At 58.6% G+C, this 18,221-nt stretch carries 11 protein-coding genes and 1 pseudogene; 9 read left to right on the forward strand and 3 right to left on the reverse strand.

The annotated features are described in order from the left end of the window. The first annotated feature begins 81 nt into the window (after positions 1-81). From ACIQV9_RS11665 to ACIQV9_RS11685, 5 genes are all read left to right on the forward strand, one after another. Complete coding sequence (locus tag ACIQV9_RS11665) at positions 82-993, forward strand: SDR family oxidoreductase (protein WP_403101254.1); 912 nt, start codon at positions 82-84, stop codon at positions 991-993. 601 nt (positions 994-1,594) lie between these two features. After that, positions 1,595-3,388 carry a DUF1302 domain-containing protein gene (locus ACIQV9_RS11670; protein ID WP_403101256.1) on the forward strand — a complete coding sequence of 598 codons (1,794 nt, stop codon included), beginning with the start codon at positions 1,595-1,597 and terminating at the stop codon, positions 3,386-3,388. Positions 3,389-3,411: 23 nt separating this feature from the next. Then, positions 3,412-4,779 carry a DUF1329 domain-containing protein gene (locus ACIQV9_RS11675; protein WP_403101258.1) on the forward strand — a complete coding sequence of 456 codons (1,368 nt, stop codon included), beginning with the start codon at positions 3,412-3,414 and terminating at the stop codon, positions 4,777-4,779. A 140-nt stretch (positions 4,780-4,919) separates the two neighbouring features. Further along, positions 4,920-7,475 (forward strand): LuxR C-terminal-related transcriptional regulator, encoded by a 2,556-nt coding sequence (locus ACIQV9_RS11680; RefSeq protein WP_403101260.1) that lies wholly within the window; start codon positions 4,920-4,922, stop codon positions 7,473-7,475. Between the two features lie 361 nt (positions 7,476-7,836). Then, entirely contained in the window at positions 7,837-11,331 is a 3,495-nt protein-coding gene (locus ACIQV9_RS11685) for a dermonecrotic toxin domain-containing protein (RefSeq protein WP_403101262.1), read from the forward strand. Between the two features lie 52 nt (positions 11,332-11,383). Here the strand turns inward: ACIQV9_RS11685 and ACIQV9_RS11690 are convergent, their stop codons facing one another. After that, a complete protein-coding gene (locus ACIQV9_RS11690; RefSeq protein ID WP_403101264.1) occupies positions 11,384-12,187 on the reverse strand; it encodes an IclR family transcriptional regulator in 804 nt (267 codons plus the stop codon). Positions 12,188-12,352: 165 nt separating this feature from the next. Between ACIQV9_RS11690 and hmgA the strand changes: the two genes are divergently transcribed. Genes hmgA through maiA form a run of 3 tightly spaced genes read left to right on the forward strand, consistent with a single transcriptional unit; the run spans position 12,353 to position 15,613 of the window. After that, entirely contained in the window at positions 12,353-13,657 is a 1,305-nt protein-coding gene (gene hmgA / locus ACIQV9_RS11695) for a homogentisate 1,2-dioxygenase (protein WP_403101266.1), read from the forward strand. Positions 13,658-13,660: 3 nt separating this feature from the next. Further along, on the forward strand, positions 13,661-14,965 hold the full coding sequence (gene fahA, locus ACIQV9_RS11700; protein ID WP_403101268.1) for a fumarylacetoacetase: 1,305 nt from the start codon (positions 13,661-13,663) through the stop codon (positions 14,963-14,965). Positions 14,966-14,977: 12 nt separating this feature from the next. Further along, positions 14,978-15,613: a maleylacetoacetate isomerase gene (maiA, locus tag ACIQV9_RS11705; protein ID WP_403101270.1), complete on the forward strand. Its 636-nt coding sequence runs from the start codon at positions 14,978-14,980 to the stop codon at positions 15,611-15,613. Positions 15,614-15,728: 115 nt separating this feature from the next. Here maiA and ACIQV9_RS11710 read toward each other — a convergent pair whose 3' ends face one another. Then, the gene (locus tag ACIQV9_RS11710) at positions 15,729-16,532 is read right to left on the reverse strand and encodes a SirB1 family protein (RefSeq protein ID WP_403101272.1); all 804 of its coding nucleotides are present in this window, start codon (positions 16,530-16,532) and stop codon (positions 15,729-15,731) included. A gap of 183 nt (positions 16,533-16,715) precedes the next feature. Between ACIQV9_RS11710 and ACIQV9_RS11715 the strand changes: the two genes are divergently transcribed. Then, the gene (locus ACIQV9_RS11715) at positions 16,716-17,735 is read left to right on the forward strand and encodes a Glu/Leu/Phe/Val dehydrogenase dimerization domain-containing protein (RefSeq protein ID WP_219095759.1); all 1,020 of its coding nucleotides are present in this window, start codon (positions 16,716-16,718) and stop codon (positions 17,733-17,735) included. 160 nt (positions 17,736-17,895) lie between these two features. Here the strand turns inward: ACIQV9_RS11715 and ACIQV9_RS11720 are convergent. Beyond that, positions 17,896-18,150: pseudogene (locus ACIQV9_RS11720) on the reverse strand (YebG family protein); the annotation flags it as partial. Positions 18,151-18,221 lie beyond the last annotated feature (71 nt).

An 18,221-nucleotide genomic window follows, 5' to 3' on the forward strand; every position in this document is an offset into this window, starting at 1 on the left:
CAGCCCTACCTGTGTTTATTGTGACCAGCAGCCTGGTGCCTGACACTCGGACTTATTGTCCCTGGTCTGCTGGAGTTCCCCATGAATGAGTCTGTGCGCTTCGAAGATAAAGTTGTGATCGTCACGGGTGCAGGCGGCGGTCTGGGCCGGGCTCATGCGCTGCTGTTCGCCCAGCAAGGCGCCAAAGTGCTGGTCAATGATCTCGGCGGCTCGGCTCAAGGGGAAGGCGCCAACGCGTCGGCAGCAGACCGCGTAGTGGCGGAAATCCGTGAAGCGGGCGGCATCGCCGAAGCCAACCACGACTCCGTCACCGACGGCGACAAAATCGTCCAACACGCCCTCGATGCCTTCGGCCGCATTGATGTCGTGGTCAATAACGCCGGGATCCTGCGCGACAAGACCTTCCACAAAATGGACGACGCCGACTGGGACCTGGTTTACCGCGTCCACGTCGAAGGCGCCTACAAAGTCACCCGCGCCGCCTGGCCGCACATGCGCGAGCAAAACTATGGCCGCGTGATCTTTACCGCATCGACCTCGGGCATCTACGGCAATTTCGGCCAGTCCAACTACGGCATGGCCAAACTCGGCCTCTACGGCCTGACCCGCACACTCGCCATCGAAGGCCGCAAGAACAACATCCTGGTCAACGCCATCGCGCCGACGGGTGGCACCCGCATGACCGAAGGCCTGATTCCTCCGCAAGTGTTCGAGCAACTCAAGCCGGAACTGGTCAGTCCGTTGGTGGTGTATCTGGCCAGTGAAAACTGCCAGGAGACTTCCGGATTGTTTGAAGTCGGCGGCGGCTGGATGGGCAAGGTGCGCTGGGAGCGCAGCCTGGGCGCCGGGTTTGATCCGCGGGTGGGCTTCTCGCCGGAGGATGTGGCGGCGCAGTGGGATCAGATTTGTGATTTCGAAGGGGCGGCGCATCCGAAGGACAATATTGAGGCGCTGAAGGAAATGATGGGGAATTTGCAGAGGTATTCGATTTGACGTTGATGCATTGCGCAGGGCTTGTCTGAGTCCTGCCATGTCCCCGATTGTTCCCCTCGCCACAAAACCTCGCCCATAAAAAAGGCCGCTGCAAACGCAGCGGCCAAAGTAAGACGTTGGATCAAGGAGCTACAAATCAACGTCAGTGAACACGGGGCGATCAATCGATAAATCGTCGATTCATCTGGATTCTGTCACCAGTGGCGTGGGCTGAACACACGCCATCGTTTCGCGCTTTCTGGCGGTTCTCCGTGAAAGCCCGGCAAGAATAAGGCCTTGAGCCGAAAGGAAAAACAGCGATTCGCGACATGCTCTGTTGCAGCATGAGTAACAGTCCGCCACGTCCCCTGTAGCAGCTGCCGTTGTGGCAAGGGGACAAATCCCCTCGCCACAACGGCAGCTGCTACAGGATCGGAGCCAGCCTCCCGCCATGCGTTCTGCTGATAACCCCCCATCCAGCCCGTCCATGCCCGGCGCAAACCCCCGTCCCAGCAGGCCATTCATCCTTTAGAGGTACATCACGAATACCTCCTTGGTGCGCTTATCGCTCCCAACGTGCGGCAGTAGGGTGGGGCCTTCTGTCACTCACCGGGGAAGACGCATGACAAAAACAACAATGCGCGCCATCTTCACACCGCAAGCGCTGGCCGCTGCGGTTGCCTTGGGCTGCTGTGCCCAGGCGCAGGCTGTTGCGTTCAACATTGGCGAAATCGAGGGGACGTTCGACTCCTCGCTGTCCGTCGGCGCGAGTTGGGGCATGCGCGATGCCGATAAGTCTTTGGTGGGCACCGTCAACGGCGGGACCGGACAGTCTTCGACCGGTGATGATGGCCGGCAGAACTTCGAGAAGGGCGAAACCTTCTCCAAGATCTTCAAAGGCCTGCACGACCTCGAATTGAAATACGGCGACACCGGCGTGTTCGTCCGTGGCAAGTACTGGTACGACTTCGAGCTGAAGGATGAAGACCGCCCGTTCAAACAGATCAGCGACAGCGGCCGCAAGGAAGGCGCCAAGTCTTCTGGGGCGCAGATTCTCGATGCCTTCGTTTATCACAACTATTCCATCGCCGATTTGCCAGGCACCGTGCGCGCCGGCAAGCAGGTGGTCAGTTGGGGTGAAAGTACCTTCATCGGCAACTCGATCAACAGCATCAACCCGATCGACGTCTCGGCGTTCCGTCGTCCGGGCGCCGAGATCAAGGAGGGGCTGATTCCGGTGAACATGCTGTTCGCCTCCCAAGGCCTGACCGATCAGCTCTCGGTGGAAGGTTTCTATCAACTGGAGTGGGACCAGACCGTCGTCGACAACTGCGGCACCTTCTTCGGCAACGATGTGGTGGCGGATGGTTGCAACAACAACTACACCGTCGGCAGTCCCGCGATTGCTCCGTTGGCGCCTTTGGCGTCAGCCTTTGGTCAACCGATCCAGGTGACCCGCGAAGGCGTGGTCGTTCCCCGTGGTGGTGACCGCGATGCACGGGATTCCGGGCAGTGGGGCACGGCATTGCGCTGGCTCGGTGACGACACCGAGTACGGCCTGTATTTCATGAATTACCACAGCCGCACACCGACGGTCGGCACCACCACTGCCGGCCTGTCGACACTGGCCAGCCTGCCAGGGATGGTGAGTGTGGCCAACCGTCTGGCGCCGGGCAGCGGTGCGGGACTGGCCCAAAGCGTGATGCTCGGGCGCGGTCAGTACTACCTCGAATACCCGGAAGACATTCGTCTCTACGGCGCGAGTTTCTCCACCACCTTGCCGACCGGCACCGCGTGGAGCGGCGAGATCAGCTATCGGCCGAATGCTCCGGTGCAAGTCAGCACCAATGACCTGACCCTGGCGTTGGTCAACCCGATTGCCGGTGGCGCTGCATCGCCGATCGCCACCACCCCTGGCGCCGACAACAAAGGCTACCGCCGCAAGGAAGTCACGCAGATCCAGAGCACTCTCACGCAGTTCTTCGATCAGGTGTGGGGCGCACAACGGTTGACCTTGGTCGGCGAAGCAGCGGTGGTTCACGTCGGTGGGCTGGAGTCGCGCAGCAACCTGCGTTACGGCCGCGACTCGGTCTACGGCCAGTACGGTTTCGGCGGCGATACCGAAGGTTTCGTCACCTCCACCTCCTGGGGCTACCGTGCCCGGGCGATCCTCGATTACGCCAACGTGATCGGCGGGATCAACCTCAAGCCCAACCTGTCCTGGTCCCATGACGTCGCGGGTTATGGCCCCAACGGGCTGTTCAACGAAGGCGCCAAGGCCGTCAGCGTCGGTGTCGATGCCGACTACCGCAACACCTATACCGCGAGCCTGAGTTACACCGATTTCTTCGGCGGTGACTACAACACCCTGGAAGACCGCGACTTCCTGGCACTGAGCTTCGGCGTGAACTTCTGATCTGGCTGAGAAGGATGAATTTGATGCGCAAGATGATTCTGCAATGCGGCGCCCTGGCCTTGAGCCTGCTGGCGGCCAACGTGATGGCGGCGGTGTCGCCGGATGAAGCGAACAAACTCGGCACCACCCTCACGCCGCTCGGCGCCGAGAAGGCCGGTAACGCGGATGGCTCGATCCCGGCGTGGACCGGTGGTATCCCGAAAAACGCCGGTGCGGTGGACAGCAAAGGCTTCCTGGCTGACCCGTTCGCCAGCGAAAAACCGCTGTTCGTGATCACCCCCGCCAACGTCGACAAGTACAAGGACAAACTTTCGGAAGGTCAGGTGGCGATGTTCAAGCGCTACCCGGAAACCTACAAGATCCCGGTCTACCCGACTCACCGCACCGTGGCCGTGCCGCCGGAAATCTACGAATCGGCCAAGCGCAGCGCGCTGAACGTGAACAGCATCAACGACGGCAACGGCCTGGCCAACTTCACCGGCAACCGCTACTACGCGTTCCCGATTCCGAAGACTGGCGTGGAGGTGTTGTGGAACCACATCACCCGTTACCACGGCGGCAACCTGCGACGCATCATTACCCAGGTGACGCCGCAGACCAACGGCAGCTACACGCCGATCCGCTTTGAGGAAGAGATCGCCGTTCCGCAATTGATGAAGGACCTGGACCCGGAAAAAGCCGCCAACGTGCTGACCTTTTTCAAGCAGTCGGTAACGGCGCCGGCCCGTCTGGCGGGTAACGTGCTGCTGGTTCACGAAACCCTCGACCAGGTGAAAGAACCGCGCCTGGCATGGATCTACAACGCCGGCCAACGTCGCGTGCGCCGCGCCCCGCAAGTCGCCTACGACGGGCCGGGCACCGCCGCCGATGGTCTGCGCACCTCCGACAACTTCGACATGTTCTCCGGTGCGCCGGATCGCTACGACTGGAAACTGGTCGGCAAGAAGGAAATGTACATCCCCTACAACAGCTACAAACTCGACTCGCCGAGCCTCAAGTACGATGACATCATCAAGGCCGGCCACATCAACCAGGACCTGACCCGCTATGAACTGCACCGGGTGTGGGAAGTGGTCGGCACGGTCAAGCCGAGCGAGCGGCACATCTACGCCAAACGCCACATGTACATCGACGAAGACAGCTGGCAAGTGGCGCTGGTGGATCACTACGACGGTCGCGGTCAGTTGTGGCGAGTGGCCGAGGGTCACGCTCAGTATTACTACGATCACCAGGCCCAGGCTTACACGCTGGAAGCGCTCTACGACATCATTGCCGGTCGCTACATTGCGCTGGGGATGAAGAACGAAGAGAAGCACAGCTTTGAATTCGGCTTCGAAGCCAAGGCGGCGGACTACACGCCCTCGGCGTTGCGTGCCGAGGGCGTCCGGTAAGGGAGTTGATACATTCGCAGTGCAGAAGGCGACCGGTGGGTCGCCTTTTTTATGGCTGCCAATCAGCGTCTTGAATACTTCTCAACAAGCGGGTTGGAGAGGGCTAGGGTTGCCGGACAATTATAAATAGGCACGCCGCAATGACCGCCATGACCCCGTGTCTTGACCGTTCTGGATTCCTGCCCCGTCTGTCCTCTCATCACCTGTCACGTGATCGATTGACCGAGCCCTTGCTGGCTTCCACCTCCCGGGTGAAATTACTCTGCGCACCGGCCGGCAGCGGCAAGACCGCGCTGCTTGCCGACTGCCTGTTGCAGGCGCCGCCGCCATGCCGGGTGTGCTGGTTGCCGTTGTCGGGCATGGCGATGAGCACGGCAGATTTTCGTCAGCGTGTGGCAGAAGCGCTGGGGCTGGCTTCGTCAGAAGAACCGGCGATGCTCGGCGCGCTGGCTCGATTGCAGGCGCCGACCTGGCTGTTTCTCGATGACTACTGCCGCGTTCCGAACCCGGAACTCGATCAGTTGCTGGATCGCATGCTGGCCGTCAGCAGTCCGGCGCTGACCTGGTGGCTGGGCGCCCGCCGTCGCCCGCAATGCAACTGGCCGCGGTTGCTGCTTGATGACGAATTGTACGAATGCGAGCGCGCCACGCTGGCCTTCAATCAAACTGAGATTGCCTCGCTGTTGCGCCACCTGACACCGGCCGATGCCAACACCGCCGCCAGCAAGATTATCCAGCGCAGCGGAGGTTGGTGTGCTGGAGTACGCGTTGCGCTGTTGCAGAAATGCGACTGGTCGCGCAACGACCCGCATCACAGCCGACCTGACACATTGCTCGATTACCTCGAACACGAACTGTTTACCAGCCTGACCCCGGAGTTGACGGAAGCCTGGCGGGTGCTCGCGCATTTGCCACGCTTCAATGCACGGCTGTGCGATCACCTGTTTGGCGCAGGGGAGGGCGCGCAATGCCTGAAGACGTTGCAGGATCTGGGGTGCTTTATCGAGCCCTGGCAGGACTCGGTCGACTGGCTGCAGATCTTCCCTCCCCTCACGCAATTGATGCGCGATGAACAATGGCCGGCCGGGCGTTCCTGGCATCGCCGCGCCTGTCAGTGGTTTGCCGCCGAGCTGGACTGGAAAGCTGCATTCGAACAAGCCTTGCTGGCCGAGGAGTTCGAGGTGGCGGTCAGCCTGTTGCAGCATTTCAGTTTCGAGCATTTGTTCGAGGAGCAAACGGTCGTGCTGTTGTTGCGGTTATACGAGCAACAAGGCGACGCGCTGATGTTCGGTTCGCCGCAACTGGTCGGGCTGATCACGGCGGCGTCGTTGTTTGCCGGGCGGTTTGAGCAAGCCGCCGATTGCATCGAGCATCTGTCTCGATTCACACCTATGCCGTCGGCGCTCCTTCAGCAGCAATTGATTGCGCGCTGGCAGGCCCAGCAAGGGTGGCTCCTGCATTTGCAGGGGCGCATGGAGGGGGCACGCGCGCATTTTCTCGACGCGTTGACTGTGCTCGGTCCTGACCTCTGGCCCGTGCGCTTGATGTGCCTGTCGGGTTTGACGCAACAGGCCCTGCTCAGGGGTGAGCTCGAAGTGGCGCAGGCGATAAACCGCGATGCGTTGTGCCTGGCGCGGGCGCAAGGCTCGCTGGTTTTCGAAGGGCTGCTGGAACTTGATCATGCGCAATTGCTGGAGCAACGAGGGTCCACTCAACGAGCCGACAATTTGCTCGCCAACGTTCAGGGTATGCTCACTCAACAGCAGCGGATCGCCGAGCCCCTGCTTGGGCGGATTGCCTTGCACCGGGGGCGCTTGAATTTGTGTCAGGGCCTGGATACGCAGGCTGCCGAGTATTTCGAAGCGGGGCTGCCTATCTGTTTGCGCAACCACGACAAACGGGTGCTTTACGGTTTCCTCGGTTTGGCGCAGGTGGCGGCCAATCAGCGCAACTATGCCCAAGCATTTGTCCATCTTCGCGATGCCGAGCGCTTGATGCAGCAACGGCAGATTCCCGACACCGTTTACCGCGGTGTGCTGTTGCAGATCAGCAGTCAATTCTGGCTTCAGCAGGGCCGCCCGGAACTGGCCCATGAGGCGCTCAGTCGTGTACTGCGCCACTATCGTGGTCCGCATGCTCGGCAGGCTCCTCCCGCGACACTGATGTTAATCGCGCGGATCGACTATCTGTTGGTGTTGGCAAAAGTCGATCTGCACCAGTCCAAAGACCCGATGCCCCATTTCACACAGGCACTCGAACAATCGCAGCGCGCGGGCATGCTGGCGTTGGAGGTCGAATTGCTGTTCGCCGCGGCCGAAGTCGCGTGGCAGAACGGTGACATGGCCGGCGCCCGGGATTGGTTGTGTAAAGGATTGAGTCTTGCTGAGCACCATGGGCTTCGCCAGGCGCTCGTTGAGTTGCAACTGCGAAAGCCTGATCTTCTGCCTGTATTGGAGGTGACTTGGGATCGCTCGGAAAAAAATCCATTGGTGAGTGAAATCAATCCACTCAGTCAGCGTGAAGTGGAAGTGCTCAAGCTGATTGCGCTGGGTAACTCGAATCAACAAATAGCCGAGCAATTGTTTATTTCCTTGCATACGGTAAAAACACATGCGCGGAGAATTCACGGGAAGTTGGGCGTAGAACGCCGGACTCAGGCAGTTGCAAAGGCCAAGAGTGTCGGTCTGCTGGATTGATGAGTCAGCGGCTGTTTGCTGTCGGGCAAGCTGCATACGTTATTATTTGTTTAATAACTGCGACGGCATATGTTTCGTTTTATGTGTAAGGGCGAATGTTTTAATATTTTACTTAAGGGTTGAGTTGGGGTGGTTGTAGCAGTGTAAGTCCAGTGGTGGCGTAGCGTGCGGCTTTGTTGTAATGGATGCTGTTTCATGTATTTCGTTTTTTCTTAATGTGTCCTGATTGTATTTGAGTTGCTCGTACAACTATTGAAAAGTGTTTGGGGTTTTTAATAGAAGGGTCATCTGTTTTAGTTTGATCTCAAGTTGATCGGCAGCAATGTGCCGTTTTTTGTGATCAAATTAAATGAGATTGAAAATGCAAGACGAACAAGCAACAAATACAACGCTGGACCAAGTGCGTGAAGCGCGTACCCATTTACTCGAGGCGCTCAAAAAAATCCCTTCGTTCAAGGCGGTTCTTCATGTTGTCCTGATGGACGAATTTCAGAAGATGGATTCAGGCGCCTCTATCGAGCGCCGTTTTGTTAATCTTCGCGAGGGTGTAAGTCCAACATCTGCGGAACCCACCGGTAATCTGCTAGATGTGTTTTTGGAGTGCTTCAAGCGCGGCAGTCCCCCCCAATACACTGCTGATAAATACGGCATGTATGAACTCGATAAAATCGGCAGTGAAACATTCAGGCTGAAGTATCTGGATGTGGCAAAAGTCGGAAAAATGATAGCCGAGCTGATGCAGAACCTGCCTGAGAAATGCAGTTTCGCATTAGGTAAGTATTGGAGCGTATCCTATCCTGATACTAACGGTCGTCCTTTGCCATCGCCTAAACAGGAGTTGCGCACTCTTCAGGCGCGCCTTTTCTGGCGCGAGCTGGACTTGGCGGGCAGCGAGAACCTGATGTCCAAAGCCGATGTCGCGACCATCAATGGTTTAATCGGTTCGGGACTGCCAAGTTCCTGCTATGCCGTCTCGGTTGAAAAACAACAAGGAGGTTTTTCGACGCTGGCATCTACCTTTGTTATTTCTCTTTCCGGCACTGTCGCAAATGAGCTGAATCAAGCAGGCAGTCAAGAGGTTGTTTTTTATTCACCGTTCGGTGGATTAGAAAAATTCAGCACCGTGAGCGCACTTCATCAAACGTTGCAACAACGGATGTCCGATGCGTCGACCCGTGGAGAACTGTTGCAGGGTCTGTCGGAGGAGGAGAGAGCTCTGATATCGAATGCTCCAGCGATTCGCTACGCGAGAATCCTTGAAGATCTGTTTGAGCATTGCAATGACGGCCTGCTGGCAAGGCAAAGTCGTGATCTCATCTATCAAGTGCGGAAGTTAGTTACCGTCGGCGCGCATACCGAGGCGGCGTGGAAGCCTCTGGGCACAGTGCTGTCCATGGATGCGCTGGCACGTTCTGAAAATGCGCGAAATGTGTTCTTGATCAAGGCGATGCTGGAGAATGCCCGGCCGGAGTGGTTTAAAAAAACCTATGTCACCAATCAGGAGCTTTATGTCGGTCTGGAGAAGAATCTGCTTGAAAGCCAGATTCAGCTTCATGAATTGACCAAGGACGTGACGACTCTTGCAGCTTATGCCCGACAGGCCGTAGAGGAATTCATCTCGCCGGGAACCGACGAACGAATCGATCCTGACACGGTGTTTGTGAATATTCAGCACTCGGTCAGGATGGCGGATGGCAAACGCATAGAACACATTGAGCGGAAAACGCTGACCCAGGCTTTCATGTATGGGGCGCATGATCTGGCAGGGCGTTACACGATTACGCTGGAGAAGAACTATGGCCTCGCCAGGCTGACGCCTGAAAAAATATTGCGGGCCATTGAAACACTGGATCTGCGTCTGGCGTATGGACCCACACGGCAGCGAGTGTATGGCCAGCAGAACGTCAAGGAAGCGATGCGGGAAGTGCTGGGTCGAAAGACTGCCCTGACGCTGTTCGGCGCCATCTTGCAAAAGCACATCACCACGACTGCGCAGGATATTGTTCAGCGCTACAACTTTGGCGATCCATCTATTGAAGCGTCTGGTATTGCGTTAAGAGCTTTCTATAACTTCAAACCCTTGAAGGATCTCATTGTCTACCGGAGGAAAGGGGGGGACACGAATCTCAAAACATACGTGCTCTATGCACCCGGCTCCCCGACGAATAGAGACTGGTACGAATTCCCCGATCTGGACAGTCTGCAGCGGTATATAGGATTGTGGTCACTTGAAGAAGAGGGTCGCGCCTACCTTCGAACCCAAGTGCATGAAAGTGATCGGCATATCCTGGAACATGAAGTATTCGGCAAGGAATGGCCGCGCGGTGAACCGAGGGACAGGATTCAAGGCCGAGCGTGGTGGGACCAGGTCAATCTTGTTGCCTGGGTTGAAAGCGATGGGTTAAAGGGCAGTATTCAAAGTGTCCTTGACTGGGAAAACGCCGAAGAAAAGGCAATCACGCCCCATTGGTACCGAAACGCCCCTGCGTCTGATCGCCACCTGTTCAATCGTTTGAACACGGACTTCAAGGCCATTTATAACGCGTCAAAAGACAAACTTCATATAGAGGGCTTCCACAAGTTTTCTCGTGAATTGGTCATGAGCCGGTTGAATGAGCATCTGGGCCGTACCGGCGATCGCCAAATCGATCCTGATCGAGTCATGGTGAAATTTCATAAAGGCGCAATGACGCTGACCCAATTATTTATCAATTGGCATCTGTGGCGCAGCGATACCAATGTGTTCGAGAAAATTGTTCTGCCTGGATCGAATACGCTCAGAGACAGTATCAGGGTGTCTGAGTTCTGGTGGAAGGACACGGGCAAGCCGATGACTGAACTGAATTCCAGTACGCTCAATAAGCTTATCGATCTGATGCCGGGCGAGCATTACAGCCATTATCTGAAATCAAAATTCCTATGGAGCTCTGATATTGATCTGCGGGCAAACCTGTACCGGGAGCTCAAGAAAAATGAGATGTCCAGGGCGGCGCTGACGCAAAAGCTCAATGGCACGTTGCCGTCGGGGCATTATGAGTGGCTGATAGAGTCGATCAAGGGGCTGGATCGAGACACAAGGACGCCAGACGGTTCTTCATCTGGCAGTGAGCCTGGCGAAGGGGTTTATGAATTCTGGCTTGAAGGTGCGCGCATAGCGGGAGGGTATGTTTTTGGTCAGGGGCATGTGAAGTTTGCCTATATCCCGAATTCGCCCGGCAAGGCCTTTATCTGGGTCGGTGATTTATCCAAGGCTATCGAGAACGATCATCTTTTGGGCGAACATCTTCGGAGTCTGGCCGGTTTGCGTGGGCGGGACAGGGTCGACGCTTACATCAGCAAGTCCCGCGACCCACGAGGTTCGTTGCCAGTACCCGGGTTGGGCGGAACGAATCCGGTCTACAACTTCAAGGCCGAATACGAAAGCATGATTGATCGCTCGCTTGATGATCTGGATGTCCTGACCACCACTCAAGCCGAAGCGTTCTGGCAGGAAACAAAGATTCTGCTCGAAGTGGCATTGGATGTGATCTCGATCTTTGTCCCGCCGGTGGGTTTCGCTGTCAGCGTGTTGAAGATCAGTCATTCGATCGTGCAAGGCATCATTGCATCCAGCCATGGCGATTCTGCAGGCGCCAATGCACATTTTGCTGCCGCATGGCGTGGGGCAATCGTCATGTACCTGGGTAAAGTCTCCTCGGTAGGATCGGCGGCCTCTGCACTTGGCCTGCTGTCCACAATCAGGGATCTGACCGACGTACTCTCCGCCGTCACGGGCGTTCCGGTTGGAATCAGTTATGTCACTGCGGTGGCTGTGCCGCACTGGACGCCCGAGAGTACGACCCGCTTGATCGGTTGACAGTCGGGATGCACACCAAGGCGTTATCCAGAGGATGAATGATCGGAGCTGATCAGTTCCGGTCTTCGGACATCGGCGGTGTCTCATACCCCATCCGCCAACTCACGGCCCGCGTCGCCGCCAGCAATCGCTGCGCCGCCGGGCCGTTTTCGTCGGCGTGAAACAACGAGGTCGGGCCGACAATGGTCAAGACCGCCGCCACGTTCCCCACGGCGTTGAATACCGGTGCCGACAAAGCGTCCACCCCCGGCATCAGCAAACCATGCACATGATGCAATCCGCGCTCGCGGATCTGTTCGCACAAGGCCGCATAGGTTTGATCGTCCGCCAAGACGTGGTCTGTGGCGTTGTGCAGTTCCTGATCGCGCAAGTCCACGGTTTCCCGTTTCGGTAGATAAGCGCCAAACACCAGGCCAGTGGACGAACTGAGCAACGGCAGCACCGAACCCAATTGCGTCACCACCGTCACCGCACGCACCGCCGGTTCGATGTGCACCACGGTCGCGCCCTGATTGCCCCATACCGCCAGAAAGCAGGTTTCGTTCAGTTCATCGCGCAACTCGGCCAAGGGCAGGGCGGCAACTTTCAGTACGTCCATACTGTTGAGGGCGGCAAGGCCCACGCGCAGTGCTTCACGGCCGAGTCCGTAATGGTTGGTGGCGGTGTTCTGCTCGGCAAAACCACTGGCGATCAGCGCCTGCAAATAACGATGAACCTTGCTCGCCGGCATCTGCACGTGTTCGGCCAGGCGCGACAACGAGGTCGAGGGCGACAACTCGGCCAGGGCCTTGAGGATGTCGGTACCGACCTCGGCCGAGCGGACTTTCTGTTTGTCGTTGTTGCGCGGCGTTTCCATGAAGGCGGTCTGATCCCGGGACGAATGGGCGTCTTTATAGCTTGACGGTCAATACCAATCAAATTACGTTAAGCGTAATCGAATTACGATAAAAATAACCCGGGCGTGCCGAGACCTCTTCAACGGAGCGACAGGCCATTGCCTACTCCCTGTTCAGGAGGCTCCATGAACCTCGATTCAACGGCGCCAGCGTTGACTTATCAGTCAGGCTTCGGCAACGAATTCAGCAGCGAAGCGTTGCCCGGCGCACTGCCCGTCGGCCAGAATTCCCCGCAAAAAGCCCCTTACGGCCTCTACACCGAATTGTTCTCCGGTACCGCGTTCACCATGGCCCGCAGCGAAGCGCGGCGCACCTGGATGTACCGCATTCAGCCGTCGGCCAATCACCCGGCGTTCGTCAAACTGGATCGGCAACTGGCCGGTGGTCCGTTGGGTGAAGTGACCCCCAATCGCCTGCGCTGGAACCCGTTGGACATCCCGACCGAGCCGACCGACTTCATCGACGGGCTGGTGAGCATGGCCGCCAACTCGGGCGCGGACAAACCAGCCGGGATCAGCATTTACAGCTACCGCGCCAACCGTTCCATGGAGCGCGTGTTCTTCAATGCCGACGGTGAAATGTTGCTGGTGCCAGAGCAGGGTCGCCTGCGCATCGCCACCGAACTGGGCGTGCTGGACCTGGAGCCGCTGGAAATCGCCGTGCTGCCGCGCGGGCTGAAATTCCGCGTCGAACTGCTTGACCCGCAAGCTCGCGGCTACATCGCCGAAAACCACGGCGCACCACTGCGCCTGCCAGACCTGGGGCCGATCGGCAGCAACGGTCTGGCCAACGCGCGAGACTTCCTGACACCCGTCGCGCATTACGAAAACCTCAAACAACCGACCACTCTGGTACAGAAATTCCTCGGCCAGTTGTGGGGCTGCGAGCTCGATCATTCGCCGCTCAACGTGGTCGCCTGGCACGGCAATAACGTGCCGTACAAATATGACCTGCGCCGTTTCAACACCATCGGTACGGTCAGTTTCGATCACCCTGATCCATCGATATTCACCGTCCTGACCTCGCCGACCAGCGTTCACGGTCTGGCCAATCTGGACTTCGTGATCTTCCCGCCACGCTGGATGGTGGCCGAGAAAACCTTCCGTCCACCATGGTTCCACCGCAACCTGATGAACGAATTCATGGGCCTGATCAAGGGCGAGTACGACGCCAAGGCCGAAGGTTTCGTGCCCGGAGGCGCGTCGTTGCACAGCTGCATGAGCGCCCACGGCCCGGATGGCGAAACCTGCACCAAGGCGATCAACGCCGAGCTGGCGCCAGCGAAAATCGACAACACCATGGCGTTCATGTTCGAGACCAGCCAGGTACTGCGCCCTAGCCGTTTCGCCCTCGATTGCCCGCAACTGCAAAACAACTACGATGCCTGCTGGGCCACGCTGCCCGCCACTTTCGACCCGACCCGGAGATAACCCATGACTCAGACTTCCATCACTCGTAGCTGGGTTTCTTCCGCCAACGGCCACGCTGATTTCCCGCTGCAAAACCTGCCGCTGGGTGTGTTCAGCGTGAAGGGTTCGGCGCCTCGTAGTGGCGTAGCCATTGGCGAGCACATCTTTGATCTGGAAGCGGCACTGGACGCCGGCCTGTTCGACGGCCTCGCGAAAACCGCTGTAGAAGCCACCCGTGGCGGCCAGCTCAATGCGTTTTTCGAGTTGGGCCGTGAGGCTCGCGTTGCAATGCGCGAACGCCTGCTGGAACTGTTCGCTGAAGGCAGCACCCTGCACGGCAAGATCGAAGCCCAAGGCGCAAAACTGCTGCCACTGGCGGCGAACTGCGAGATGCACCTGCCGGCGAAAATCAACGATTACACCGACTTCTACGTCGGCATCGAGCACGCGCAAAACGTCGGAAAACTGTTCCGCCCGGACAACCCCTTGCTGCCGAACTACAAGTACGTGCCCATCGGGTACCACGGCCGTGCCTCGACCATTCGCCCGTCCGGCACCGACGTTCGCCGTCCGAAGGGCCAGACCCTGCCAGCCGGCCAGACCGAGCCAACGTTTGGTCCGTGCGCACGTCTGGACTATGAGCTGGAACTGGGCATCTGGATCGGTCAGGGCAACGAGATGGGCGATTCGATCGCCATCGGTGACGCCGCCGATCACATCGCCGGTTTCTGCCTGCTCAACGATTGGTCGGCGCGCGACATTCAGGCCTGGGAATACCAACCGCTGGGGCCGTTCCTGTCCAAGAGTTTCATCACCAGCATCTCGCCGTGGGTCGTGACGGCCGAAGCGCTGGAGCCGTTCCGTCGCGCACAACCGGCGCGCCCTGAAGGCGACCCGCAGCCGCTGCCGTACCTGTTCGACAAGCGCGATCAAGCCGCAGGAGCGTTCGATATCGAGCTGGAAGTGCTGTTGCTCACCGAAGGCCTGCGCGAGCAAAAACTGCCGGCCCATCGCCTGACGCTCAGCAACACCAAACACATGTACTGGACCGTGGCGCAAATGGTCGCGCACCACAGCGTCAACGGCTGCCAGTTGCAGGCCGGTGACCTGTTCGGTTCGGGCACGTTGTCGGGGCCGGAAAACGGTCAGTTCGGCAGCCTGCTGGAAATCACCGAGGGCGGGAAAAAGCCGATTGAACTGGCGTCGGGCGAGGTGCGCAAGTTCCTCGAAGACGGCGACGAAATCATCTTGCGTGCTCGTTGCAGCCGCGACGGTTTTGCCTCCATCGGTTTCGGCGAGTGCTGCGGCAAAGTCATCGCGGCACGCTAAGGGGATCAGCTCATGGAGCTCTACACCTACTACCGTTCGACGTCGTCGTACCGGGTGCGCATCGCGTTGGCGCTGAAGGGCCTGGATTACCAGGCACTGCCGGTCAACCTGATCGCACCGCCAGGTGGCGAGCATCGGCAAGCGCCATATCTGGCCATCAACCCACAAGGCCGCGTACCGGCCTTGCGCACCGATGAAGGCGAACTGCTGATTCAATCGCCGGCCATCATCGAGTACCTGGAGGAACGTTATCCACAGGTGCCGCTGCTGTCCAAAGACCTGCTCGCGCGCGCTCATGAGCGTGGTGTTGCGGCGGTGATCGGTTGCGACGTGCATCCGCTGCACAACGTCAGCGTGCTCAACAAACTGCGGCAACTGGGTCACGATGAACCGCAGGTGGTGGAGTGGATCGGACACTGGATCAGCCAAGGGCTGGCGACGGTCGAGCAGTTGATTGGGGAGGAGGGGTTTTGCTTTGGGACGGAGCCAGGCCTGGCGGACGTCTATCTGATCCCGCAGCTGTACGCAGCCGAGCGGTTCAACATCTCACTTGAAGCGTATCCGCGGATTCGTCGGGTTGCGACATTGGCGGCGCAGCATCCCGCGTTCATCAAGGCCCACCCGGCGAACCAGCCAGACACCCCTTAAAGCCTCACACGCACCGCTGTAGGAGCGAGGCTTGCCCGCGAAGAACGATAACGCGGTATTTCTGACAGGCCGAGTCGTCTGGTTCGCGGGCAAGCCTCGCTCCTACAGGGGGGCGTCAATGGACGATCGAGTTTGGCGGCAGATGCCCCAGCCGTTCAGTCAGGCGAATCCGCTGGATCGGATCGTCGCTGAGCAGCAGCGCATGTTCCAGATCGAAACGCTCGGCGTTCGGGCAGTCCAGCCGTTGATAGAGGCTGGCCCGGGCCAGGTAATCGGCAGCGTTGGCGTTACCCAGTTCCAGCACGCGTTCGGCGTCGATCAGGGCGCCGATGTAGTCATCGTGGGAGAGGTGCAACTGGCGCAGGTTGCGTGATAGCCGTTGCAGCATCTGCGCTGGCTCTGCGGTCAGCAAATGCTCGGCGTTGAGTTGCATGTTCGGGCCGTACTGGCGTTGCAGCAATTCACGGCAATCGTTGGGGTACAAGCGGCGCCCGCCGCAGGGGTCCAGCAGGTGATCGGCGCCCGGCACCCGCAACAGGAAGTGGCCGGGGAAATTGACCCCGACCAAGGGGATCTCGAGGCGTTTGGCCAACTCCAGTGCGATCAGCCCCAGAGACAGCGGCTGGCCGCGCCTGAGTTCCAGCACTTTGTTGAGCAGGGCCACTTGCGGGCGCAACGGCGTGAAGTCGTCCTGGGCGAACCCCAGGTCATTCATGCGCCGCAACAGCGGCTGGGCCAGTTCGCTCACCGGCAGCATCGGCAAGCCATAGCTGACCCTCTGCTGCAGATCCCGGAAGTCGGCCAGTATTTTCTCGGGGTTCACCTCTTTGTCGTGCTCGGCCGCCATCCACAGCGCGGCCTCGAACAGCGCGGGCGGTGATCGTTGCAGGCAATCAAAAAAACGTTGGCGCGGGGTCATCAAAATCTCCGGGCAATGACTCGTTTTAGCCTCGTCTGCGGCGTTCGTCCAGTGCTGCAAACATGCGGTATCAGGTTATGTCCGAAAGCCTGCTTCGCGGTGTTGCTTATTCCGGTGCGCTTCTGCAAATTTTGCGCGCAAGCCTATACTGGCGACTACAAGAAGTGATTCGGGAGCCCGAAGATGTTCGCTCTCATGCAAAGCACTCGCCTTGAATCGCTGCATCTGAGCGTCGACCCGGTCACCGGGTTGAAGGCGGTCATTGCTATTCATAACAGCCGTCTGGGGCCCGCCCTGGGGGGATGTCGTTACCTTGCCTATCCCAGCGACGAGTCTGCTGTCGAGGATGCCATTCGCCTGGCGCAGGGCATGAGTTACAAGGCGGCACTGGCCGGCCTGGCCCAGGGCGGTGGGGTGGCGGTGATTGTTCGACCGGTGCATGTGGAAAACCGCGCCGCGCTGTTCGAAGCCTTCGGCCGCTGCATCAATCAGCTCGACGGGCGCTACATCACCGCGATCGACAGCGGCACCTCAGTGGCGGACATGGATTGCATCGCCCAACAGACCCAACACGTCACCAGTACCACTTCGGCGGGCGACCCTGCACCTCACGCGGCGATGGGGGTGTTCACCGGCATTCGTGCCACCGCCATGGCCCGTCTGGGTAGCGATAACCTCGAAGGCCTGCGCGTGGCTATCCAGGGCCTGGGCAACGTCGGTTATGCCTTGGCCGAACAGCTGCACGCCGCCGGCGCCGAACTGCTGGTCAGCGACATCGATCACGGCAAGGTGCAATTGGCGATGGAACAACTGGGGGCTCACCCGATTGCCAATGACGCGTTGCTCAGTACACCGTGCGACATTCTCGCGCCCTGCGGCCTGGGCGGTGTGCTCAACAGCCACAGCGTGACGCAACTGCGCTGCTCGGCGGTGGCCGGCTCTGCGAACAATCAGCTGACCCATCTGGAAGTCGCCGATCAACTGGAACGGCGCGGCATTTTGTATGCGCCGGACTACGTGATCAATTCCGGCGGGCTGATCTACGTTTCGCTCAAACACCGTGGCGAAGAGCTCACGACCATTACCGCGCACCTGTCGAAAATCGCCTCACGGCTGACCGAAGTGTTCGCCCATGCCCAGGCGGAAAAACGCTCTCCGGCACGGGTGGCGGACGAGTTGGCGGAAAAAGTGCTGTACCGCTGAGCCATGTCATAACGGCAGACATGAAAAAGGCCCTGAGTCATTCGACTCAGGGCCTATTCAATTCGGGCGTTGCTTACTTCGGTGTCTTGGCGGCTTTGGCTGGCTTGGTCGGCGCAGCGGCTTCACCTTCTTCGACCGGTTCAGCCTGTTCAACCACTTCAGCCGGCGCATTCAGCAGTTCGGACAAAGCATCCGGCTGGCTCTTGAACGCCTTGGCAAACACATCGCGATTCTTCGCCATGTAGATCCCGGCTTCTTCCACTTGCTGTTCGGTCAGGGACGGAACGGCTTTTTGCAACACTTCAGCCAGCAATTCAGCCAGTTCGAGCATTTTGTCATGACGGTCAGCTTCGGCTTTATCCATGAACAAGCGCTCCAGATCTCGGCTGCTGCGGTATACCACTTCGACGGCCATTCACCACCTCACATGCCTTCACATTAGTTGTCTGTTTCGACCACTGTATTTATATACAGCGAAAAGGATAA

Origin of the sequence: Pseudomonas sp. NPDC099000, assembly GCF_044759925.1 — a bacterium.
GTDB lineage: Bacteria > Pseudomonadota > Gammaproteobacteria > Pseudomonadales > Pseudomonadaceae > Aquipseudomonas.